The following is a 22,512-nucleotide window of genomic DNA, read 5'->3' on the forward strand; positions in this document are numbered from 1 at the left end:
GGCGTAGCGGGGACGAGCGCCGGCCGGTGACCGCCGGAGGGCGCGAGAAGGGCGGCAGGAACGCTGCTCGTCGCGACACCGGTGAGCGCGGGTCGAGCTGTTACAGTGCTGCGATATGAACCGCATGCACGGAACGACGATCGTCGCTGTCCACCGGGACGGGGTCTCGGCCATCGCAGGTGATGGCCAGGTCACCCTCGGCGAAACGATCGTGAAGAAGGGGGCGGTGAAGGTGCGCACCCTGCACGACGAGCGGGTCCTGGCAGGGTTCGCAGGGGCAGTCAGCGACGCCTTCACACTCCTGGAGAAGTTCGAAGGGCACCTCGACGCCAGTCGTGGGAACCTGCTGAAGGCGGCAGTGGAGACGGTCAAGGAGTGGCGTACCGACCGCGTCCTGCGCAATCTGGAGGCGATGCTGATCATCGCCGACGACGAGCAGATCCTCACTCTCTCCGGCGTGGGCGACGTCATAGCGCCCGACGAGCCGGTTGTGGCGGTCGGTTCCGGTGGCGCCTACGCTCAGGCTGCTGCTCTCGCCTTGTTGCGCAACACCGACCTGGGCGCCGAAGAGATCGCCCGGCAGGCGCTGAGCATAGCGGCCGACATCGACATCTACACCAGCGGTACCGCCACTGTCCTCACGGTTGGCGCAGAGCAGGATCACGACCAGGGGGCGAGATGACGAGTGAAGCGATCCTGAGGGCGGCGGCCGACCTGACACCCTTGCAGATCGTGGAGGAGTTGGACAAGCACATCATCGGCCAGCACAAGGCCAAGCGGTCGGTGGCTGTGGCGCTTCGCAACCACTTCCGTAGGCGGCAACTTCCGGAAGCGATGCAAGCCGAGATAGTGCCCAAGAACATCCTCATGATCGGTCCTACGGGGGTCGGCAAGACCGAGATCGCCCGGCGGCTGGCCCGGTTGGCGAAGGCGCCGTTCGTGAAGGTGGAAGCCACCAAGTTCACCGAGGTCGGCTACGTTGGTCGGGACGTGGAGTCGATAGTGCGAGACCTGATGCAGGCCGCCTACGTCATGGTCGAGAACGAGAAGAAGGCCGAAGTCACCGAACGGGCGGCCCAGGCCGGCGAGGAGCGTCTGCTCGATGCCCTGCTGCCGGGCGGCACCCAGGAGGGACGCGAGAAGATGCGCTCCCTACTTCGGGCCGGCCAGCTCGAGGCCCGCACCATCGAGATCGAGGTGAAGGACGAACGGCCCATGGCGGCGATGATGCCGGGCATGGAGGAGATGGGCGTCAACCTGCAGGACATGCTTTCGAACGTCCTACCGAAGAAGCGGGTGAAACGCAAGACGACCGTCGCCGAGGCGCGAAAGGTGCTCGAAGGCGAGGAGGCAGAGAAACTGATCGACCACGACGAGGTGACTCGCGAGGCGGTCTACCGGGCCGAGAACGCCGGCATCGTCTTCATCGACGAGCTCGACAAGATCGCCGAGTCGGGCGGCAGTTCGGGGGCCGACGTCTCGGGTGAGGGAGTCCAGCGCGACCTGTTGCCGGTGGTCGAGGGAACGCAGGTGAATACCCGTTACGGGGCGGTCAAGACCGATCACGTACTCTTCATCGCGGCGGGCGCCTTCAGCGTCTCCAAACCTTCGGACCTCATACCCGAACTGCAGGGGCGTTTCCCCATCCGGGTAGAGCTGGAAGAGCTCACCTCCGCGGATTTTCAGCGGATACTCACTCAGCCGGAGCACTCGCTCACCCGCCAGTACACCGAACTCCTGAAGGTCGACGGTAGCTTCGTGCGCTTCGAGGAGTCGGGCATCGAGTCGATCGCCGAGTACGCCGAGCGGGTGAACCGCGAGGTGGAGGACATCGGCGCGAGGCGCCTGCATACGATGTTGGAGACGGTGCTGGAGGACATCTCGTTCGCCACCGGTCTGGGCGACGTGGTCATCGACGGCGCATACGTTCGCAAGAAGCTCGAGGACATCGTTGACAGCGAGGACCTGAGCCGATTCGTACTCTGACCCGTACGGTCGTATGGCTTGCGTAGTGCCCCGGGCAGCGACCAGCGGAGGTAGGCAATGGCTGAAGTAGCGCTCTTCCACCACGCCCTCGGGCTCACGCCCGGCGTCGTCGGTTTCGCCGACGAGCTGCGCGCGGCCGGCCACATCGTCCACACTCCCGATCTCTTCGCCGGCAGGACCTTCAGCACTATCGAGGAGGGGGTCGGCCACGCCCGGGAGATCGGCTTCGGCGAGGTCATCGCCAGGGCCGAGCGGGCTGTCGCCGATCTACCCGCGGGACTCGTCTACGCCGGTTTCTCGCTGGGCGTTCTGCCGGCCCAGAAGCTCGCTCAGACCAGGCCGGGCGCCAGGGGCGCGCTGCTCTTCTACTCGTGTGTGCCAATGGGTGAGTTCGGCGCCTGGCCGAAGGGCGTTCCGGTACAGGTACACGGGATGGACGAGGATCCCTACTTCGCGAAGGAGGGCGACCTCGACGCTGCGCGCGAACTCGTGGAACTCGCCGAAGAGGGTGAGTTGTTCGTCTACTCAGGCGACCAGCACTACTTCGCCGACCGCACCCTGCCCTCCTACGACCCTGAAGCCACCGCGCTCCTCACCCGCCGGGTGCTCGACTTCCTCGCCGCCCGCTAGGCGACCCGCCTACAGGTCCCAGTAGCGCAGCTCGGCGGTATCGAGGCCGGAGACGCTGCGTCTCGCGAACTCCTCGAGCCCGTCTCGGTCGGGGAGTTCGAGGTGGTAGCGGAAGTTGGACAGGTAGCGCTGCATCACTTCCTGGGGCACGCCTCGGCGCGGGCCCTCCAGTTCGGCCACCCGACCTATCTCGGCCAGGCCCCGGCGTCGGGCATCGCGTAGCCGCTCCACGAGCCGCTGCGAAGGCGACTTGCCCCTCGGCGAAGCCCAAACGGCGAAGGTGAAAGGCAGCCGGGTGAGCCTGTACCAGGCCTCACCGAGGTCGGTGAGCAGCGGCTGGCGGCCGCCGATCCTGCGCCTGGCGACTCCCTCGGTGAGCGCCGAGTCGCCGATCAGGAGCGCCGCGTCGCATACCTCCAACATCGCATCGAGGTCGGGCGGCAGGGGCACCAGTTCCGCCTCCATGTCGTTCCCGATCAACAGCACACGCAACAGCTCGACGCTGGTGGCCGACTCTGTGGTCACCGCTATCCTCGCTCCGCTCAGTTCCTCCCAGGGCCGCCAGTGGAAGAGCATCACGCTGTACACGGGCCCCAGCGTTGCGATCGAGAAGTCGGGCAGGGCGACGAGCCGTTCGCGGTGGCGGATGTACTCGATGCTGGAGACGAGCGTGAGATCGATCTCGCCGGCGAGCAGCATCGCGTTCAGCTCACTGGGTACGCCCTCGACGAACTCCACGCTTGTCTCCTCGTCCTGCCACGGCGAGAGGCCGTAGTGGAGGGGCGCCACGTTGGCGTAGGAAACGACGCCGAGGCGTTCGACCCGTCCGGGCCGTTCGGCCAGAGACGACTCGGGGGAGCGCTCAGGCATGCACGAACAGCTCGTTGTAGAGAGCATCCCTGCGCACGGGGATGCGACCGGCATCGCGTATCAACCGGACGAGCTCCTCCTCGGTCATCCCGGACTCGGTGACGGCGCCGGAGGCGTGGGCTATGCGCTCGTCCTTGATCGTTCCGTCGATGTCGCTCACGCCTGCCGAGAGGGTCACCTGGGTGAGTTCGGGGGTGATCATCACCCAGTAACCCTTTATGTGGGGGAAGTTGTCGAGCATCAGCCGGGCGACCGCGAGGTTGCGAAGGTCGTCTACTCCCACCGTATGCTCGGTCCTGCCCAACTCGACGGCAAGAGGGTTGTTGTCGGGCTGGAAGGCGAGCGGGATGAACGAGAAGAAGCCTGGCGATTCGTCCTGCAGCCGCCGCAGTCTCATCATGTGATCGAGCCTGTCCTCGAGCCGCTCGACGTGCCCGTAGAGCATGGTCGCGTTGGTCGGTATCCCGAGTTCGTGAGCGGTACGATGGATCTCCAGCCACCCTTCGGCCTTCACCTTGGCGCGAGCGATCCGCCGACGAACGTCCTCGGCGAAGATCTCGGCCCCCCCACCAGGCATCGCCACCAAGCCCGCCTCCTTGAGCTGGCTGAGGACCTCCCGGTAACCGAGCCGCGGCCTGGTGATCTTGGTGAAGTGGTGTATCTCGGCGGCTGTCCAGGCCTTGACCTGCACTCCCGGGTAGCGTTCGGTGAGGCCGCGAACCAGGTCGAGGTAGTACTGCCAGTCGCGCTTCGGGTGATGTCCCGACGAGATATGGATCTCGGTGAGGTCGGGGTGCCAGTGTCTGTCGACGTACTCCCACACCTGCTCGAGGTCGTAGTCCCAGACCCCGTCCTCGCCGAACTTCCGTTGGAATCCGCAGAACGTGCAGCCGACGTAGCAGACGTTGGTCTGCGAGAGCCGCAGCGAGTGGACGTAGTAGGCCTTGTCGCCCACCATCCGTTCCCTTCGGATGTCGGCCAAGCGGGCCACCGTGGCTAAGTCGGGCGTGCGGTAGAGAAGCAACCCGTCTTCGAAATCGAGCCGCCTGCCCTCGAGCACCTTGTCTGCTATCGGCTCGAGTGCAGAGTCACGAACGGGCATGTCACGTACGGAAGCGACCGTCATCGCCAGCGAAGTATAACAGCGCCTCCCCGGAAGGCCGGTCCACGTGCGCCCGCGACTCGCAGGCATGACGACCGTTGATCGCAGCTGGCCCTCACGAGCCCAGCCGAGTTCCGGGAGTGGACTACTTCATCGGCCGAGAGCGCCCTTCTGGCCGATACTTAAGCGAGCTGTAAGGCGTCATCGTACGATGACTTGGGGCGGCGAACTAGGAGTGGTTACCGATGAGCCGCGCGCGAGCTTCGATCACCCGGGAGGCCCCGGCCGGGCCCCCGTCAGTGAAAGCCGGTGTCTTCTACGGGGTCGTCGCAGCGGACGGCCGCGTCCAGCAGTGCAGCGACGGCCTCGCGAGGCTGCTGGGCCGCGAGTGCCTGCTGGGAACGCCGCTGCTTTCACTGGTGCACCGTGACGAGAACGCGCACCTGGCCGAACGGATCGCTGCGGCTCAGTCTGCCGCCGCTGCGGTGTCAGGGCGCTTCAGGCTGTCATGCGATCCAGCTGCCGAGCTCCGGGCCGAACTCACCCTGATCCCCTTGGGCGACGGCGGGCAGGGGCCGAGCCCGATGGTGCTGCGAGTCAACCTGTTCGCCGGCCGTGGCGAGGCCGACGCAGGACTGCTGAGCGCCGAGTCGCACTACGGCGCGGTGCTGGCCGCCCTCGAGCAGGGGATCATCATCCAGGACCTCCAGGGGGTGGTGACCGACTGCAACGAGGCGGCGGAGCGGATCCTGGGCACCGATGTTCGAACCCTCAGCGATGACAGCGTGCGGGGCCGCGGCTGGGGTGCCATCGACGAGGACGGCACCCCTCTGCCGCTCGAGAGGTACCCGTCGATGCAGGCGCTCCGAACCGGACGTCCCGCCAGCGGTGACATGGCCGTCCGCAGAGGCGACGGCAACCTGGCCTGGATCTCGGTGAGCAGCACGCCCCTTCGCCTGGAAGGGGAATCCGATTCGTACGGGGTCGTCTCCTCGATATGGGACATCACCTCGGAGCGGGAGAAGGAGCGGCAGCTCGAGCACAGCCACGACCACGACGCGCTTACCGACCTGCCCAACCGCAGCGCCTTCTTCGAGATCGCCCGCAGATCGTTCGCGAGCGACCGGCGCCGGCAAGGCGTGCGAGACGCGGTGCTATTCCTCGACCTAGACGACTTCAAGCGGGTGAACGACATGTTCGGGCACTCGGTAGGCGACCAGTTGCTGGTTCAGGCCGCCCTCCGCGTGCGTCAATGCATAAGGCCGGGCGACGTCGCCGCGAGGTTGGCCGGCGACGAGTTCGCACTGCTGCTGCTCGACGTCGGCAGCGTCTGGAACGCGGTTAGAGTAGCCCAGCGGGTGCTCGAGAGCTTCACCGAGCCGTTCCGGCTGGCCGGGGTTGCGCTAGATCTGAGCACCAGCATCGGCATCTCGGTAGCTGCCGAGAGCGCTCGCGACCCGGACGCCGTCATCAGTCAGGCCGATATCGCGTTGCGCCGGGCAAAAGCCGGCGGCAAGGCGCGCTACGTCGTCTACGACGCTCACCTCGACGCGCGCGTCAAGGACAACCTGGAGATCGAGGCCGACCTGCGTCAGGCGCTCGCGAAGGGCGAGTTCGAGGTGCACTACCAGCCGGTCATCGAACTGGGCACCGAGTCGGTGGCCGGCGCCGAGACGTTGCTGCGCTGGCGCCACCCGCGCCGCGACCTGGTGCCTCCCACAGAGTTCATCCCCGTCGCCGAAGACAACGGCACGATCCACCCGATAGGCGAATGGGTGCTGGAGCAGTCTCTCAGCCAGTTGAAGACCTGGCTTGAGAGCTACCCCCACTTCCATCTGGGGATAAACCTTTCTCCGAAGCAGCTCGAGTCCCCCCAGTTCCTGACCACCTTCGCGCGGATACTGGGGGTCTCGGGGGTGCCTCACGACGCTGTCATGCTGGAACTGACCGAGACCTACCTGATGCAGGATGTCGAACGGGCCGCACGCGACCTGCGTCGTTTCGCCGGCCTTGGCGTGCAGATCGCCATCGACGATTTCGGCACCGGCTACTCCAGCCTCAAATACCTGCAGCACCTGCCGATCACCCACCTGAAGATCGACCGCTCGTTCATCCAGCGGGTCGTGCGTGACGAGCGAAGCCGGGTGCTGGTGGAAGCGATCCAGTTGCTGGCCGACAAGCTCGACCTAAAGGTCATCGCCGAAGGAGTGGAGACTCGCGCCCAAGCCGATTTCCTGGCCGCCACCGGCTGCCGCTGGGCCCAGGGTTACCTGTTCGAACGGCCCCTGCCCGGTCCTTCCTTCGACGAGTATCTGCTACTGGACGGCAAGAAGGAGGCCGGCGCCTGAGGAAGGCGCCGGCTCACGTTCGTACTGTGGGCCGAGACCGCGTGTGCGCGGGTCAGCTCGCGAACCAGGGTAGCGCCTACTGAGGCGCCTGATAGGGCAGCGTCCCGCCTTCGGCGCCGAGGATCGCATCGACCGACGGCAGTGCCTGTTGCGCGGCCGGCATCAGATCGGTGGGCTCCGGTGGAGTGTAGGCGTCGGCCGAACCGACGATTATCCGACCCACCATCCCCAGGGCCTCGTGGGGTATGCAGAAGTAGTCGTACACGCCCTCCTCGGTGAGGGTCACCTCGAACGTCGCCCCGGCTTCCGTCAGGATGCCCGAGTTCCAGCACTCCGCCCCATCGGGGATCCGTTGCGGTTTGCCGTTCCCGTCGCAGTAAGCCGTAGCGCTGTGCTGGCCACTCTCGTTGATGAAGCGGATGGTGGTGCCGGGCGCAACGTGGATTCCGACCGGGTCGAAGTAGAAGTTCGCGCCCTCGCTGACCATCCTTATCTCGACGACCTCCCCTTCGCCACCCTGCTGGGCGAAGGCTGCTCCCGAGAACAGCAGTAGGCCGATGAGTAGTCCGATGAATCTGTTCATTCTGCTCCCCTTTCGGTTCTGTCCCTGCACGATGCTCGCACCGCGCCGCCAGGGAGAAAGGGCCTTGCCAGACAAACCGGTACCGATGTGAACCCCGGTTCTCCCCAGGCTGCCCGCCCGAGAGGGAAACTGTCGCCTACATGTGCAGCGCACGACCTTCGACCGCCAATGCCGCCTCCTTGACGATCTCCGAGAGGGTGGGGTGAGCGTGCACGGTGCGGGCCAGGTCTTCGCTCGAGGCCGAGAAGTTCATGGCTGCGACCGCTTCGGCGATCAGATCGCCCGCTCGCGCGCCGATGATGTGAACACCGACTATCCTGTCCGTCTGAGCGTCAGCGAGTACCTTCACCTTGCCCTCGGTGGATCCGAGAGCCCGGGCCCGGCCGTTGGCAAGATAGGGGAACACGCCTTTCTTGTAGACGATCCCCTCCTCCTTGAGCTGCTCCTCGGTCTTCCCTACCGTGGCTACCTCGGGTTCGGTGTAGACGATCCCGGGGATCACCTCGTAGTTGACGTGACCGGGCAGTCCGGCGAGGATCTCGGCGATCGCTACCCCCTCCTCCTCGGCCTTGTGGGCGAGCATCGGTCCTTCGATGACGTCGCCGATGGCGTGGATCCCCTCGACGTTGGTCATCAGGTTCTCGTCGACCAGTACCCTTCCCCGCTCGTCGGTCTTCACGCCCACGGACTCGAGTCCGAGTCCCTCGGTATTCGGTAGCCGGCCCACCGCAACCAGTACCCTGTCGGCCTCCAGCTCCTCGCCGCCCTCGAGGGTGACCACCGCCCCGTTCCCCTTCGCCTTCGCGCCCGTCACCTTGACGCCCAGGCGGAACTCGATCCCCTGCTTCTTGAAAGCCTTGAGGGCATCGGCGGCGAGTTCCCGATCCATGCCCGGCAGGATGCGATCGAAGTACTCGAGCACCGTCACCTGCGAGCCGAGCCGCTTCCACACCGCCCCCAGTTCGAGGCCGATGTAGCCAGCGCCGATCACGATCAACCGCTCGGGCGGCTTCTCGTAGGAGAGCGCTTCCGTCGAGGTGCCCACCCTGTCGCCATCGATCTCCACGCCGGGGATGCTGGCGACCTTCGAGCCGGTGGCGATAACGATCCTCTCGGCTTCCAGCTTCTCATCGCCTCTTTCGCCGTGCACCACGACCCCGCCGGGCCCGGTGATTTCGCCACGGCCCTGGTAGCGCTTCACCCGATTCTTCTTGAAGAGGAACGCTACCCCGTCGGTGTTCGCCTTGACGACTTCGTCCTTCCGCTTGAGCATCCGCGGCAGGTCGAGCTTGACGTTCTTCACCAGGACACCGTGCTTCTCGAGACCGTTCTGCGCCTCGAAGAAGCGCTCGCTGGACTCCAGCATCGCCTTCGACGGTATGCAGCCGACGCGGACGCAGGTTCCCCCCAGGGTTTCTTCCTGTTCCACGCAGGCGACATCGAAGCCCAGCTGGGCTGCTCGGATCGCAGCGACATAACCGCCTGGGCCGCCGCCGATGATTATCACGTCGTGCTTGGGCATGTTCTCCTCCGGCGAGGCCGCTGCCGGCCCCATTCTCCGCTGTGAGGCGCTGTGTACTAGACCTCCAGCAGCATCCGCGTGGGACGCTCGATCGCCTCCTTGATCCGCTTGAGGAAGGTGACGGCTTCCCGCCCGTCCACGATCCGATGGTCGTAGGTGAGGGCGACGTACATCATCGGCCGGATCTCTACCTTGCCGTCGATGGCCACAGGCCGTTCCTGGATCGTGTGCATACCTAGGACGCCGGACTGAGGCGGGTTGACGATCGGCGTCGACATGAGCGAGCCGAAGACGCCACCGTTGGAGATGGTGAACGTCCCGCCCTGCAACTCCTCGGGGGCGATCCTGTTCGCCTGGGCTCGAACCCCGAAATCACCGATCGCGCTCTCGATCTCGGCGAACGACATCCGCTCGGCGTTGCGCAACACCGGTACGACCAGACCCTTCGGCGTCGAGACGGCGACGCCGATGTCGTAGTAGTTCTTGTAGACGATGCTCTGATCGCGAATCTCGGCGTTGAGCTGAGGGATGCTCTTGAGCGCGTCGATAGCGGCCTTGACGAAGAACGACATGAAGCCCAGCCGCACATCGTAGCGCTTCTCGAAAGCCTCGCGGTACTCCTTGCGCAGTTGCATGACCTGGCTCATGTCGATCTCGTTGAAGGTGGTGAGCAGGGCCGCATTGCGCTGCGCCTCGACGAGCCGTTCGGCGATGCGGCGGCGGAGTGGGCTCATCGGCACCACTTCCTCCTCACGCTCGCCGGCCGCGGCCGGAGCGGGAGCGTTTTCGGTAGCGGCCGGTCGGGTCGATCCGGTCGCCGGCGCTTCGCTCTTGGCGGACGCCAGGTGCCGTTGCACGTCCTCCTTGAGGAGTCTGCCGCCCGGTCCGCTCGCCTCTACCTCTTCCGCCCGCAGGCCGTGCTCGTCGAGGAGCCTACGAGCGGCGGGCATGACCAACGGAGCTCCTTTGGCCGCCACGCCGCTTTCGACAGCGGAGCGTGCGGCGGCGGACGGTTCCTCGGCCTGCTTGGGCGCCGACTTGGGCGATTCGGCTTGTTGCGGCGCCGACCTGGCTGGATCGGCTTGCTGGGGCGACGACCTCACTGGTTCGGCTTGCCCGGCCGCGCCCTCCTCGATGTGAGCGATCACCTCTTCGACCTGGGCCGACTCGCCCTGCTTCTTCAGTACCTTCGTCAGCTTGCCTGCTACCGGGGCTGGAACCTCGACCGTCGCCTTGTCGGTCTCTACCTCGACCAACGGTTCGTCTTGAGCTACGGCGTCGCCCTCCTTCTTCAGCCAGGTACCGATGAATACCTCGGAAACCGACTCGCCGACGGCGGGCACTTTCAGTTCAACAGCCATGTCTGCTCCTCGTATGACGTAGGTGACGTCGCTCGCCCAGTTCCCCGCACGTTACCCGATACAGCGGTGCTGGCGCCCCTGAGGGAGGTTTCGCCCTCGCCTCCACTGAGGCCTCGCAACTCGGACCGCTCCCGCTCGCGCTGCTCACCGTGCCATCGTTTCGAACGCGGCCCGGATGATCTCGGCCTGCTCGATCCTGTGGCTGCTCGCCGAACCGGTAGCCGGGCTCGCCGAGGGCGGCCGGTACACGCCCCAGAACGGCCTCCCGTAAAGGGTGTGACCCCAATGTATCCGTAGGAAACGCCACGCGCCCATGTTCTCCGGTTCCTCCTGGACCCAGACGACCGGGACGTCATCGCGGTAACCGGCGAGCACCTCCTGGAGCCTCCCGTCTGGCGTGGGGTAGATCTGCTCGAGGCGAACGATCGCCACGTCTTCGAGGCCACGCTCCTCCCGTTCCGCGAGCAGCTCGAAGTAGATCTTGCCGGAGCAGAGGAGCACCCGGCGGGCCGAAGCTTGATCGACGGAGTCGTCGGGGATGACGTGACGGAAAGCGCCGTCCGCCAGTTCTTCGAGCGTCGAGACCGAACGCTGGTGGCGCAGCAGGCTCTTGGGACTCATGACGACGAGCGGCTTGCGGTATGGCCGCAACGCCTGACGACGTAGCAGGTGGAAGTGTTGGGCCGGGGTGGTCGGGTAGACGACCTGCATGTTGTCCTCGGCGCAAAGCTGGAGGAAACGCTCGAGCCTGGCGCTCGAGTGCTCGGGGCCCGAACCCTCGAAACCGTGGGGCAGCAGCATCACGAGGCCCGAGAGGCGGCCCCACTTGTCCTCGGCCGAGGCGATGAATTGGTCGATGATCACCTGCGCCGCGTTGTTGAAGTCGCCGTACTGAGCCTCCCACACCACCAGGGCGTCGGGCCAGTCGAGGCTGTAGCCGTACTCGAAGCCCAGTACCCCGGTCTCTGATAGGGGACTGTTGTAGATCTTCACCGGCGCCTGGGTCTCGCTCAGATGCTGCAGGGGCACGTAGGTGCCGTTGCCGTTGACATCGTGCAGTACCGCATGGCGGTGGCTGAAGGTGCCGCGTTCGCTATCCTGGCCGGTAAGCCTTACCCTGAAGCCGGCCTCGGCCAGGCTGCCCAGCGCTACCGCTTCGGCAGCGGCCCAGTCGAACGGGCGCTCCCCACGGGCCATCTCGACTCTCTGCCCCAGCAACCGCACGATCTTGGAATTGGCCTCGAAGCCGTCCGGGACCTGCGACAAGCGCTCCAGGATGCTCTTCACCTGGGCCCTGGGAAGCCCGGTCTCGACCTCGGGAACGTCCTCGTCCTTGCCGCCCCGGTACGGTTCCCAGACCCCTTCGCCTGCTGAGTAGTGGGGCCGGTAGTCCTCACGCCTTGCCTCGGAGAGCTCCTGCTCGAGCTGTTCGCGGCGCTGCTCCACGATCCGGTCGGCCTCGCCGCTGCCGATCTCGCCGGTCGCGAGCAGCCGCTTCAGATAGCCGTCCCGTACCGTCGGTCGTTCGCGGATCTTGCGATACATGTCGGGTTGCGTGAAGGCCGGTTCGTCGCCCTCGTTGTGACCGTGCCGCCGGTAGGCGTACATGTCGATGACGACGTCGCGGCGGAACTCGCGTCGGAAGTCCATCGCCAGTTCGATGGTCTGGGCCACCGCTTCCGGGTCCTCGCCGTTCACGTGGAAGATGGGGCTCTGCAGCATCTTGGCGATGTCGCTGGCGTAGGTGGTGGAGCGGCCCTGTTCGGGTCCGGTGGTGAAGCCGAGCTGGTTGTTGACTATCACGTGCAGCGCCCCGCCGATCCGGTACCCCGGGAGTTCGGAGAGGTTGAGCGACTCCTGCACGACCCCTTCACCTATGAACGAGGCGTCGCCGTGGATGAGGATGGCCAGAGCCTTCTCGCGCTCCTCGTCCCCGATCCTGTCCTGCTTCGCCCTGGTACGGCCCAAAGCCACCGGGTTTACGAACTCGAGGTGCGAGGGGTTGAAGCAGAGGGACAGGTGGACCTTGGCGCCCTCCGAGGTGAGCCAGTCACCCGAGTAGCCCAGGTGGTACTTGACGTCGCCGCGTCCCCGGTTCATCTCGGGATCGAGGTCCTCGAACTCGCGGAAGATCACCCTCGGGCTCTTCCCCATGATGTTCGCCAGTACGTTCAGGCGGCCCCGGTGAGCCATCGCCAGGATGACCTCCGAGGTGCCCTGGTTGCCCGCCTTCTCGATGGCCATGTCGAGCAGTGGGATGAGGCTCTCGCTTCCCTCGAGAGAGAAGCGTTTCGCGCCAACGAACTTCTTCTGGATGAACTCCTCGAAGATCTCGGCGTCGGTCAGCTTGGTCAGTATCCGCAACTGGGTGTCGCGCGAGAGGTCGAGCCTGTTCCGGCTCTGCTCCATCCGGGCCTGCAGCCAAGTCCGCACCTGCAGGTTGTCGATGTGCATGAACTGGGCGCCGATGGAGCGGGTATAGGTGACCTTGAGCGCTTCGATGAGTTCGCCGAGGGTGTGCACGGCCGGCATGTTGTCGGCGAGGACGGGGCGTTGCATGTCGGCGTCGGTGAAGCCGTAGTAGGCGGGGTCCAGTTCGGGCAGCGCTATCGTCTCACGACCGAGCGGGTTGATCTTCGCTATCCGGTGCCCGCGCACCCGGTAGTTGCGCACGAGTTTGTCGACCCGGTGCTGGAGCGCCGCGGCGTCGTCTTGCCCGGGCGTGGCGAGCACCCTGGCGCCAGCGTTGAAGAGGCTGCTGGGTCGGAACTGCGGTTGGAGACGGAAATGACCAGCGAAGCCGTTGCCGGCAGCCTGCCCGTTGGCTGCGCCGGCGAAGTAGGTTCGCCACTCTTCCGGTACCGAGGCCGGATCGTCGAGGTAGGCCGCGTACATCTCCTCGACGAAGGCCAGGCTGGAACTGTTCATGGTGACGTCTGCCTGACTCATGTTGTCATCTGACTTGGACTGTCGCTTCCTTCCTCCGCCGGTTCAGTACCGGCGACGCCCGTAACACGGACATCGTTCAGTTTCTGGCACGAGCGCATAGTAACAGGCGCGCTCGACCGCGGACCATCCGTTCCTGAGGGCTCGTCCGCCTCACCTCATGTCCCCTTGTAGCACCCAATCTGAGCACTCGGTGCCGCATATCTTACGGTCGCGGGCTGCCGCCTCCGGAGGCCACGGGGTAGATTGATCCGGTGGCCCACCTGGTGACCCTGGGAGAGTTGCTGGTCGACTTCATCGCCCACGAAGCCGGCGTGCCGGCAGGCGAAGCGACCAGTTGGAGCGCCCTTCCCGGCGGCGCACCCGCCAACGTGGCGGTGGGTGCGGCCCGGCTCGGGGTTCCCACCTCGTTCCTGGGCAAGGTAGGCGACGATCCGTTCGGCAGGATGCTGGAGCGCGCCCTCGCTGCCGAAGGGGTGGAAACGAGCGGGCTGCGCTTCGAGAAGGGCGCTCGAACAGCGTTGGCCTTCGTGAGCCTGGGCGATGATGGCGAGCGGTCGTTCCACTTCTACCGGCACCCCTCGGCCGACATGCTCTATCGCCCCGACGAGGTCGACCTGGAGGCGGTGAGGCAGGCGCGGGTACTGCACTTCGGCAGCATCAGCCTCATCGCCGAGCCGTCCCGAAGTGCGACGCTGGCAGCGGTGGAAGCCGCCAGGGAGGCGGGTGTGACGGTTACCTTCGACCCCAACCTGCGCCTCGACCTGTGGCCGGGGGCCGATGAGGCCCTCAGCGGGATCTTCGCGGCTATGGGGCAAGCCCACGTCGTGAAACTGAGCGAGGAGGAACTCGAGTTCGTCGCGGGGGGCGTCGGCGAGACTTATGCCCGGGAGTTGGCACGAGAGCTTGACCTCCTCGTGATCACCCGCGCAGCGAAAGGCGCCTTGTTGATAGCCGGGGACACGACACAGGAGGTACCTGCCTTCGAGACGAACGTGGTGGACACGACCGGCGCGGGAGACTCGTTCATGGCGGCACTCGTTGCCGGCATCGTCGCGAACCCGGGAATCGCGGAGCAGCCCGAGGCATTAAGGGAGGTGGCGCTTCGAGCCAACGCCTGCGCGGCCATCACGGTCTCGAGCAGGGGCGCGATCCCCGCGCTTCCCCACGCCGAACGACTCGTGGAGTTCCTCGCTCGTGAGCACGTCACCAAGTAGACTTCGCCAATGACCGTCACCATCGGAGCGATCCGCGAGGCCGCCGAGAGGATCGCGGGAGCGATCTACCCGACGCCCCTCATCCGCCTTCCCCTCGCCGACGAGGCCGAGGAGGTCTTCGTCAAGGCCGAGAACCTGCAACGAACCGGATCGTTCAAGCTCCGGGGGGCATACAACTTCCTCGCCTCGCTCACGCCGGCCGAGCGCGACCGCGGTGTCGTCGCCCACTCCAGCGGCAACCACGCCCAAGGTGTCGCCTGCGCAGCCAGACTGCTGGGGATCGAAGCGACGATAGTCATCCCCGAGGGCGCCCCGCACCTGAAAGTGGAGCGAACCCGCGCGCACGGAGCCGCGATCGTGCGGTGCGGCAACAGCAGCGACGAGAGGGAGCGGGTGGCGAGGGAACTCGTCGAGTCGGAAGGGTACATCCTGGTGCCTCCCTTCGACCATCCGCTCATCGTCGCAGGTCAGGGAACCGTGGGGCTCGAGATCGTTCAGAGCCTGAAGGGCGTCCGGAACGTCCTCGTGCCCGTCGGTGGCGGCGGCCTCTCTGCCGGTGTGGCCACGGCGATCGCCGCGCTCGCCCCCGACGCTCGGGTGATCGGAGTCGAGCCGGAACTGGCAGCCGATGCGAAGGAGTCGCTCGAGGTGGGGCGGCCCGTGTCGTGGTCGGCCGAGGAGGTCACCCGGACGATGGCGGACGGAGTACGAACGCAGCGAATCGGTGACCTCAACTTCGAGATCCTCCGCCGGCTGCTGGCCGGGGTCGTGACCGTGAGCGAGGAGGAGATCGAAGAGACCGCGCGCTGGTACCTGCTGGAGGCGCGTCTCGTCGTCGAGCCTACCGGCGCCCTCAGCCTCGCCGCTTATCGGCGCCTGCGCAGAGGAGCTAGCGAGCTCTCGCTCCTCCCGGGTCCCACGGTGGTGGTTGCCTCGGGCGGGAACGTCGGACAGAAGGCGGTCGCGTCCCTGCTCGACTGACGGACCTTCGACCGGGGGCAGCACGTGGTCGGCTGGGTCCTTCCGGGAGTGGTGAACCCGGTACTGCCGCCGACCGGAGGTGCGTTACGATGGGAGCGAGATGGACATCGCCCCGTTAGCCCTGGTCGTCCTCCTCGGGTACGGCCTGCTCATCGCGATCTCGCTGACCACCTGGACGGCTGTCGCCTATTTCAGGGAGGACGCCGAGGAGGCCGGCAAGCAACTGGAGCCCGCCGCGGCGCCCACCCGAACGCGGGCGCAGGTCAAGCGCGCCGTCAGCAACGATGAGGTGCGCGGCGCCCGCTCGAGGCGCGCCAGGAACGGCGCTGATCCCTTCTCCACGGGCGCGAAGTCGGCTGCCGTCGAAGGGGCCACCGCCTCCCGACCGGCCGCGGTTGCCTGGCAGCCGGAGGGTGTCCCCAAGAGGCCGCCGGCCAAGGAGGACTCTGACGAGGACGCCTTCGAGCGCTTCCTCAACTCCCGGTCCGATGATTTCGACCTGCGCTGAACGAGCGAATTGAGAGTCGGAAGCAGACAGGAACAACTCGAAGTACTGAACACCCTCGGGGAGGTGCTGAACCGCGAGCCGGAGTTCGAGCGGGCCCTCCCGGAGGCGCTGGAGCGGCTGGTGCGCCTCATGGGGCTCAGCACCGGCTGGGTGTTCCTGAGCAACACGAGCCAGGGCGACAGCCACCAGGGGAGCTTCTCACTGGCTGCGAGCACGGGATTGCCACCGGCGCTGGAGCGCGACGACAGGGAACCGCTCTGCAGCGGTAGCTGCGACTGCCAGGGCCTGCTGCGCAGGGGGAAGCTCGATCGAGGCGTGAACATGGTGACGTGCAGCCGGCTCGCCAAGGCCAGAGGCGACCGAGGCGGACTCGAACTCCACGCCAGTGTCCCGCTACTCGGGGCCCAGGGACCGGTTGGCATAGTCAATCTGGCCGCGCCCGGCGACACACGGTTCGAAGCGAGCACCCTCACCTTCCTGGCTGCCGTGGGCAAGCAGTTGGGGATCGCGTTCGAACGGAGCCGGCTGCAGGCCCGCAGGACCCGCGAGGCGCGCTACACGGCTACGCTCGAGGAGCGGGAGCGCATCGCTCGCCAGATGCACGATTCCCTCGCCCAGCTGCTCTTCGCGGCCGATCTCTCCCTGCAGGCGGCTCTTGACGAGCAGGGGGAGGACCCCTCCCCGTCGCTCGTACGGGCGGCGGAGGCGGTGGCGGGCGCTCTGGCCGACCTGCGCGGCCTGGTGGAGGTCCAACGACCGGCAGACCTCTCCAGCGGCCTGCTGCCGGCCCTCTCCCGGCTCGCCGAACGTACCGGCGGAGGATCAGTACGCGTTCATCTCGACAGCCAGCCGCTCGACGCCTTCGGCAGGGCCGCCGAGACGCTTTACCTGGTCGCTCAGGAAGCGGTAGGCAACGCGCTTCGGCACGGCGAGTGCACCAACATCTGGCTGCGGCTCGAGGCGGTCGAGGACAGGCTCCGCCTCACCGTCGCCGACGACGGGAAGGGGTTCGACCCGCACCGGGCGGCCGGCGGCCTCGGCCTGCAAGGGATGCACGACAGAACGAAGGGGGCCGGCGGCAGCTTCGCCATCGAGAGCGGGCAGGATGGCAGCCGGGTAGTGGCGGAGGTCCCATGGCGTACCGACTGATGCTGGTCGACGATCACCCGGTCGTAAGGCAAGGGCTCCGCTCCTTCCTCTCCCGTCAGGACGACCTCGAGATCGTCGCCGAGGCCGGTAGCCTGGCCGAAGCACGCGAGCGAGCGGCTCAGGTGAGCGGCGAACTCGACCTCGTCCTGCTCGACATCGAACTTCCCGACGGCAGCGGCCTCTCGCTCATCCGCGAGTTGCTGGACCAGCCGCACCCTCCCCGGGTGCTGGTCCTGACCTCCTTCCTCGAGCGCGAGTATGTGCGCGAGGCGCTGCGGCGCGGCGCGAACGGCTACCTCATCAAGCACGCGGGAACACAGGTGCTGCTCGACGGCGTCCGGGCGGTGCTGCGCGGCGAGATGCCGCTCGACCCCGCAGCGGCCAGGCTGCTCGCGCAAGACCGGAGCGATCCTGTCGCGGAGCTCACTCCCAGAGAGCGACAGGTACTGGAACTCCTGGCTGAAGGGCTTTCGAACCGCGACATTTCCCAACGGCTGAACGTGCGCGAGAAGACGGTCAAGTCGCACCTCGGGAACGTGTTCGCCAAGCTCGGTTTGCGCGACCGGACCCAGGCCGCGCTATGGGCTCGCGAGCACGGTTTGCAGACTACGCGTCGCTGAACTCCATGATCTCGTGCTGCGCGCGGCTGCGACTTTGGTCGCAGATGCAGCCCCGACCTCCGGCCGTTTCCGCCGGCTCCCCGATGAGCGACGCTGACGGCAGGAGGTTGGAAATGATCAGCGACTACACCATGTTCAAGCTAGCGACAGCCCGGGTGAACGACCTTCTGGCCCACGCGAACCGGCAGGGTCTTGTCCGGGGCCGCCGTCGGCAGAGGTGCGCTGCCGTACCCAAGGAGGCGGAGGGTGGCCCCAGGCCGGCAGGAGCGGCGAAGTGACGGCCCGCGAGTCTCCGGCGCAGTGGGGCGGACGGCCGGCTGCCGGCAGTGGCGCGCGGACCGCGCTGATTACCGGCGCCAGCAAGGGGTTGGGCTTCGCTCTCGCGCGATACCTCGCCTCGCGCCACTACCGGCTCGTCATAGACGCGCGCAGCGAGAGGGAGCTCTCCTCGGCGGCTGCCGAGCTTGCCGAGGTCACGACCGTCACCGCGGTCACCGGCGACGTCCGAGACGAGGCGCACCGGGCCGCACTCGTCGAAGCCGTCGGGGACGAACTCGACCTACTCGTCAACAACGCCTCGGATCTGGGGGTCACGCCGCTCCCCCCGCTCGTCCAGTACGACCTCGAGCGCTTCAGGCAGGTGTTCGAAGCTAACGTCTTCGCGCCGCTGGCGCTCGTTCAGGCGACCCTGCCCGCCCTGTTCAACGGCCACGGCCTGGTAGTGAACCTCTCCTCCGACGCGGCTCGCGGCGGCTATCCCGGCTGGGGCGCCTACGGAGCGAGCAAGGCAGCGCTCGACCTCGTCGGGCTCACTCTCGCCAACGAGCTGCAGGGGGTGACGGTAGTGAACGTGGATCCCGGCGACATGCGCACGGATATGCACCAGGCGGCCTTCCCCGGCGAAGACATCGGCGACCGGAAGTTGCCGCAGGAGACGCTGCCGTTCTGGGCCGGGCTATTCGAGCAGACCACGAATAGTTTGAACGGCAAACGCCTCGAGGCCCAGGCCGAGGTATGGGAGTCGGCGTGATGGCCTTCGCTACCGACCCTCGGGAAGCGCCGCGCCTGGCCACCAAAACTCCGGAGGAGCGGGGGCTTACTCGCGACGGCGTCCGACTCCTGGTGAGCGGCGCCAGCGGGCACCACCACGCCCTCTTCTCGGACCTGCCCGACCAGCTCGAGACCGGCGACCTACTGATCGTCAACAGGAGCGCTACTCTGCCCGCCTCGCTACCCGCGGTCGGCCGACTCGGCTCCTTCCGGTTGAACCTCTGCACCCGCTTCGGCGACAAATTGTGGCTTGCGGAGCCGCGCTGGTCCCGAGCACGCCCGGGCCCGCTACCGCTTGCGGATGGTGAGCTGGTGGAGGCCGGCGGGGCAGGCGCAACGATCCTCTCCACCTACCCGGGCATCCCCCGATTGCGCTTCGTCGATTTCCAGGGCGACTGGCAGGAGGCTGTAGGCCGTCAGGGCTCCCCGATCCGCTACGGTTACCTCTCGGAGGAGCCGGATCTTGGAGCCTACCAGACGATCTTCGGGGATCGCCCCGGGTCGGCGGAGATGCCGTCGGCCGGCAGACCGTTCACCGCGCGAACGCTCGAGGCGCTCGAGCGCCGTGGCGTCGAACTCGTCAGGGTGACGCTCCATACCGGGGTGAGTTCACTGGAGGCGGCCGACTTCCATGACACGGAACTCTTCCCCGAGCGCTTCGAGGTCGACAGTGAAGCCGCCCTAAGGCTCAACCGGGCAGCGTCCGGCGCAGGCCGGATCATCGCGATCGGCACCACCACGGTGAGGGCGCTGGTGAGCGCGTGGGACGGAGCACGCTTCCGCGCGGCACGCGGTCTCACCCGTGCCTACGTTCGTCGCGGGCGGTCGCTCCCGCCCATCGCCGGGCTTCTCACCGGTTTCCACGAGCCCAACTCGACTCACCTCGACATGCTCGAAGCCGTGGCCGGGCCGGACCTGCTGGAGTCGGGCTACCGGGAGGCGCTGAGGATGGGCTACCTGTGGCACGAGTTCGGGGACGTGCACCTGCTGCTGCCGGCCGCGTGTCCCTGACCTGCAGTAGAGAGTCGGGCGCCCTTCCGGACGCCCGACTCGATCTCTGCGGGGTGGATCAGGCCAGCGTCATCAGCTGGCGGTAGGCCTTCTCGGCCCGCTCGCGGATCTGTGAGGTGTCGGACTTCCCGGCCATCATCAGGTGCATGTTCATGTGTTGGTCCACGTCACCGAAGATCGAGTTGAGGATCTCGACCTCCTCGCGACTACGCAGAGTGGAGTCGTCACGGAAGGTCGTGGTGTAGGCGTACTCGAAGCGGCGCTCGTCGATCTTGCCGCCGAGGAAGCTCTCGAGCAGCTGGATGTAGGGCGCGAGATCGCTGCTGGCGCGCGGGTTCGTTGCCTGCTTCTCGCTCTGCGGCATCTTGCCGAAGCCCTGAGCGAGCGCCTCGGGGGTGATGTTCCAGTTGTCGACGTCGAACACGGGCTGGCCGTCGCGGAACAGGATCACCTGCGGGCTCTCGTGCTTGATACCGGTCTTCTCGGCCACCAGGTTCGAGGCGGCACGCGCCTCGACGACTCGGATGAGGCCCACGAACAGGTCCTCACGCGGCTCGAGCTCCTCCTGTACGAAGCCGAACCCCTGCATGGTCTTGTGGCAGGTCCCGGCCTTGAAGACGACGCTGGTGGGGTGCGCAGCGAGGAATTCGTTTACCTCTTCAGGGGTCGTGAGGTTGATGACTCGGTCTTTGAACATCTAGTCTCCTTATTTCGCTCCCACATTCTAGGAAACTTCGGGGAGCGCGGATGTTTCCTGACGCGTACCGCCGAGCGGACGCGTCGAGGGACGGACTCTCGGCCGCGGCCCAGGAAGACCGCGTCTGGATCTCGTTGACCGGTATAGGACCCGCTGGTAGACTTCAGTTTGCCCGGTGGATCGCACGCAGCCACGGGTTAGCGGCAGTCGCAGTCCGACCAGTTCTTGGAGAGGTGTCCGAGCGGTTTAAGGAGCACGCCTGGAAAGCGTGTGTGTGGGGCAACCTGCACCGAGGGTTCGAATCCCTCCCTCTCCGCCAGGAACGATCGAGCGCCCCGGTTCTCCGGCGGCGCTCCATTCGTCATGCGAGGGATGAAACCTCACAGGGCCCGTGTGCCATGCCGCTCGCCGGTGTTGAAGTAATGAATGTAATGCCGGATACATTACAGCAGTACCGCAGTTCGGCGGCGTGAGGGGGCGATAGCCTAGAAACTCCCATCTACACGTGGCTCAGGGTTGTTTCATGGCGGTTCGTCGGTGATAGGATGATGTGGTTTACAAGAGGGGATAAATCACCGCTTGGGGGCGGAGGTATTGTGAACCTTGTGGAATTGAGCGTCCTGGTACCCGAAGAACGCGTGGCCGAGTTCTACACAATGCTGGGGAACTGGTTGGCCGGCAACGTGGTGACGAACGGTGACGGGACGGATGGCCGCAGGCGCCGCCGGCGCACGCGGCAGGGTGGCAGGACGGCCCTGAACAGCCGGTACGCGGGCATCGCCCAGTACCTGAAGGATCAGAGCGGACAGACGGCCGAAGCCTCGTTCAGTCAGCTCGAGGAGGCCATAGGCAATAGCCTGCCCGCTTCGGCCGAGCGCCACCGCGCCTGGTGGGCGAACACCGAGCGCAACACTCAGGCCCGCGTCTGGATGGAAGAGGGCTGGCGGGTCGATCAGGTCGACTTCGACGAACGGAAGGTCACCTTCTCGAAGATCTGAACGAAGCCGTGATCTGAACGAAGCCGTGACGAGGGAATCCCGCTGGCCTGGGAGCGATCGCCTCAGGCCGGCAGGAGCGCGTCTGCAGTTGCGCCTCGGTCCGCTTGGACCGCGGAGACGATCGCGCAGGTTATCTGTGGCAAGTTGTGGAGACCGGGCCGGAAGGCAACGCGGAAAACCGGCACGCGGCGGAGCAGATCGAGGTACTGGCGCATCATCAGCGCCTTCCGCTCCGGGAAGCGGAGCGTGAAGCAGTAGGCGTGGGGCAGTACCAACGGGAACGCTTCGGCCGGCTCGAGACGCGACACCTCGACCACCGAGCCAGACTCCTCCGCGTCCTCGAAACGCTCCAGCACGCAGATGGCCGCGAAATTCGCCTGGGAGTGCCGGGAAGGGGCCATCTCCCCGGTGACCCTCGTCGACTCTCGGGACGGCGCCCCGAAGTGCTCGGCGGAGGGTCGGCGCAGGCGGATGGAGAACGGGACCTGACGCAGCCGCAACCGGTCGCCCTCGAATTCGAACACGACCGCATCATCGGCGTAGAGAGGATGGCCCTGCTCCTGCAACGCGTAGGCGAGCGTTGACTTGCCCGTCTCGGAGTGCGCGCACAGCGCCACGACGCCTCCGTCGACGAGCACCGCGCTGGCGTGGAGCACCTCGCTCCCCCGCAGCTGCAGGGTCGTGGGCAAGACGGTCCGATAGAAGGTGTCGAGCACCAGCCACTCCGGTACGCTCGCCAGCGGCAAGACGAGAGTAGGACGACCGGAGTCGCCCAGGAGGTAGCTGCCTACCCGGGGCACGTGCATCCAGCTCTCCTCGCCGACGATCTGACCGTAGGCGCAAGGGTTGCCGTACCTGTCGGCCCAGACTTCGATCTCGGGAGATGCGGGGTCCCAATCTGGTGGATTTCCGGTTGCGAAACGAAGTTCCATC

21 protein-coding genes and 1 tRNA gene are annotated in these 22,512 nt (G+C 66.4%); 14 read left to right on the forward strand and 8 right to left on the reverse strand.

The annotated features are described in order from the left end of the window. The first annotated feature begins 115 nt into the window (after positions 1 to 115). Genes hslV through VF168_13160 form a run of 3 tightly spaced genes read left to right on the forward strand, consistent with a single transcriptional unit; the run spans position 116 to position 2,616 of the window. On the forward strand, positions 116 to 682 hold the full coding sequence (gene hslV / locus VF168_13150; protein ID HEX7005126.1) for an ATP-dependent protease subunit HslV: 567 nt from the start codon (positions 116 to 118) through the stop codon (positions 680 to 682). Further along, positions 679 to 1,986, forward strand: a complete 1,308-nt coding sequence (hslU, locus tag VF168_13155) for an ATP-dependent protease ATPase subunit HslU (protein HEX7005127.1) — start codon at positions 679 to 681, stop codon at positions 1,984 to 1,986. Before hslV ends, hslU begins: the two co-directional genes overlap by 4 nt. Before the next feature lie 57 nt (positions 1,987 to 2,043). Beyond that, the gene (locus tag VF168_13160; protein HEX7005128.1) at positions 2,044 to 2,616 is read left to right on the forward strand and encodes a dienelactone hydrolase family protein; all 573 of its coding nucleotides are present in this window, start codon (positions 2,044 to 2,046) and stop codon (positions 2,614 to 2,616) included. A 9-nt stretch (positions 2,617 to 2,625) separates the two neighbouring features. Here VF168_13160 and VF168_13165 read toward each other — a convergent pair whose 3' ends face one another. Further along, complete coding sequence (locus VF168_13165) at positions 2,626 to 3,486, reverse strand: menaquinone biosynthesis protein (protein ID HEX7005129.1); 861 nt, start codon at positions 3,484 to 3,486, stop codon at positions 2,626 to 2,628. After that, positions 3,479 to 4,612, reverse strand: coding sequence for an aminofutalosine synthase MqnE (gene mqnE / locus VF168_13170; protein HEX7005130.1), 1,134 nt, complete (start codon positions 4,610 to 4,612; stop codon positions 3,479 to 3,481). Before mqnE ends, VF168_13165 begins: the two co-directional genes overlap by 8 nt. Before the next feature lie 221 nt (positions 4,613 to 4,833). Between mqnE and VF168_13175 the strand changes: the two genes are divergently transcribed. Next, entirely contained in the window at positions 4,834 to 6,936 is a 2,103-nt protein-coding gene (locus VF168_13175; GenBank protein HEX7005131.1) for an EAL domain-containing protein, read from the forward strand. Between the two features lie 76 nt (positions 6,937 to 7,012). Here VF168_13175 and VF168_13180 read toward each other — a convergent pair whose 3' ends face one another. From VF168_13180 to VF168_13195, 4 genes are all read right to left on the reverse strand, one after another. Then, complete coding sequence (locus VF168_13180; protein HEX7005132.1) at positions 7,013 to 7,519, reverse strand: plastocyanin/azurin family copper-binding protein; 507 nt, start codon at positions 7,517 to 7,519, stop codon at positions 7,013 to 7,015. Between the two features lie 136 nt (positions 7,520 to 7,655). Next, on the reverse strand, positions 7,656 to 9,041 hold the full coding sequence (gene lpdA, locus VF168_13185; GenBank protein ID HEX7005133.1) for a dihydrolipoyl dehydrogenase: 1,386 nt from the start codon (positions 9,039 to 9,041) through the stop codon (positions 7,656 to 7,658). Positions 9,042 to 9,097: 56 nt separating this feature from the next. Then, positions 9,098 to 10,402, reverse strand: coding sequence for a 2-oxoglutarate dehydrogenase complex dihydrolipoyllysine-residue succinyltransferase (odhB, locus tag VF168_13190; protein ID HEX7005134.1), 1,305 nt, complete (start codon positions 10,400 to 10,402; stop codon positions 9,098 to 9,100). A gap of 144 nt (positions 10,403 to 10,546) precedes the next feature. Then, positions 10,547 to 13,351: a 2-oxoglutarate dehydrogenase E1 component gene (locus VF168_13195; GenBank protein HEX7005135.1), complete on the reverse strand. Its 2,805-nt coding sequence runs from the start codon at positions 13,349 to 13,351 to the stop codon at positions 10,547 to 10,549. 251 nt (positions 13,352 to 13,602) lie between these two features. Here VF168_13195 and VF168_13200 point away from each other — a divergent pair, with 251 nt between their 5' ends. From VF168_13200 to VF168_13235, 8 genes are all read left to right on the forward strand, one after another. Beyond that, the gene (locus VF168_13200) at positions 13,603 to 14,565 is read left to right on the forward strand and encodes a PfkB family carbohydrate kinase (GenBank protein ID HEX7005136.1); all 963 of its coding nucleotides are present in this window, start codon (positions 13,603 to 13,605) and stop codon (positions 14,563 to 14,565) included. Between the two features lie 9 nt (positions 14,566 to 14,574). After that, a complete protein-coding gene (locus tag VF168_13205) occupies positions 14,575 to 15,546 on the forward strand; it encodes a threonine/serine dehydratase (GenBank protein HEX7005137.1) in 972 nt (323 codons plus the stop codon). Positions 15,547 to 15,646: 100 nt separating this feature from the next. Beyond that, positions 15,647 to 16,054, forward strand: coding sequence for a hypothetical protein (locus tag VF168_13210; GenBank protein ID HEX7005138.1), 408 nt, complete (start codon positions 15,647 to 15,649; stop codon positions 16,052 to 16,054). 9 nt (positions 16,055 to 16,063) lie between these two features. Further along, entirely contained in the window at positions 16,064 to 17,203 is a 1,140-nt protein-coding gene (locus VF168_13215; GenBank protein ID HEX7005139.1) for a GAF domain-containing sensor histidine kinase, read from the forward strand. Further along, positions 17,188 to 17,823: a response regulator transcription factor gene (locus tag VF168_13220; GenBank protein ID HEX7005140.1), complete on the forward strand. Its 636-nt coding sequence runs from the start codon at positions 17,188 to 17,190 to the stop codon at positions 17,821 to 17,823. The genes VF168_13215 and VF168_13220 overlap by 16 nt, the downstream gene beginning before the upstream one ends. 113 nt (positions 17,824 to 17,936) lie before the next feature. Beyond that, positions 17,937 to 18,101 carry a hypothetical protein gene (locus VF168_13225; protein ID HEX7005141.1) on the forward strand — a complete coding sequence of 55 codons (165 nt, stop codon included), beginning with the start codon at positions 17,937 to 17,939 and terminating at the stop codon, positions 18,099 to 18,101. After that, on the forward strand, positions 18,098 to 18,853 hold the full coding sequence (locus VF168_13230) for an SDR family oxidoreductase (GenBank protein HEX7005142.1): 756 nt from the start codon (positions 18,098 to 18,100) through the stop codon (positions 18,851 to 18,853). The genes VF168_13225 and VF168_13230 overlap by 4 nt, the downstream gene beginning before the upstream one ends. Beyond that, a complete protein-coding gene (locus tag VF168_13235; protein HEX7005143.1) occupies positions 18,853 to 19,884 on the forward strand; it encodes an S-adenosylmethionine:tRNA ribosyltransferase-isomerase in 1,032 nt (343 codons plus the stop codon). The genes VF168_13230 and VF168_13235 overlap by 1 nt, the downstream gene beginning before the upstream one ends. A 58-nt stretch (positions 19,885 to 19,942) precedes the next feature. Here the strand turns inward: VF168_13235 and VF168_13240 are convergent, their stop codons facing one another. Then, positions 19,943 to 20,581 (reverse strand): monothiol bacilliredoxin BrxC family protein, encoded by a 639-nt coding sequence (locus tag VF168_13240; protein HEX7005144.1) that lies wholly within the window; start codon positions 20,579 to 20,581, stop codon positions 19,943 to 19,945. 227 nt (positions 20,582 to 20,808) lie between these two features. On the opposite strand from VF168_13240, the gene VF168_13245 reads away from it, so the two are divergent. After that, positions 20,809 to 20,900: transfer RNA gene (locus tag VF168_13245), tRNA-Ser, on the forward strand. A gap of 277 nt (positions 20,901 to 21,177) precedes the next feature. Continuing rightward, positions 21,178 to 21,579 carry a hypothetical protein gene (locus tag VF168_13250; protein ID HEX7005145.1) on the forward strand — a complete coding sequence of 134 codons (402 nt, stop codon included), beginning with the start codon at positions 21,178 to 21,180 and terminating at the stop codon, positions 21,577 to 21,579. A gap of 62 nt (positions 21,580 to 21,641) precedes the next feature. Here VF168_13250 and VF168_13255 read toward each other — a convergent pair whose 3' ends face one another. Further along, complete coding sequence (locus tag VF168_13255; GenBank protein ID HEX7005146.1) at positions 21,642 to 22,511, reverse strand: hypothetical protein; 870 nt, start codon at positions 22,509 to 22,511, stop codon at positions 21,642 to 21,644. Position 22,512 lies beyond the last annotated feature (1 nt).

It is taken from the genome of Trueperaceae bacterium (assembly GCA_036381595.1).
Taxonomy (GTDB): Bacteria; Deinococcota; Deinococci; order Deinococcales; family Trueperaceae; genus DASVCN01.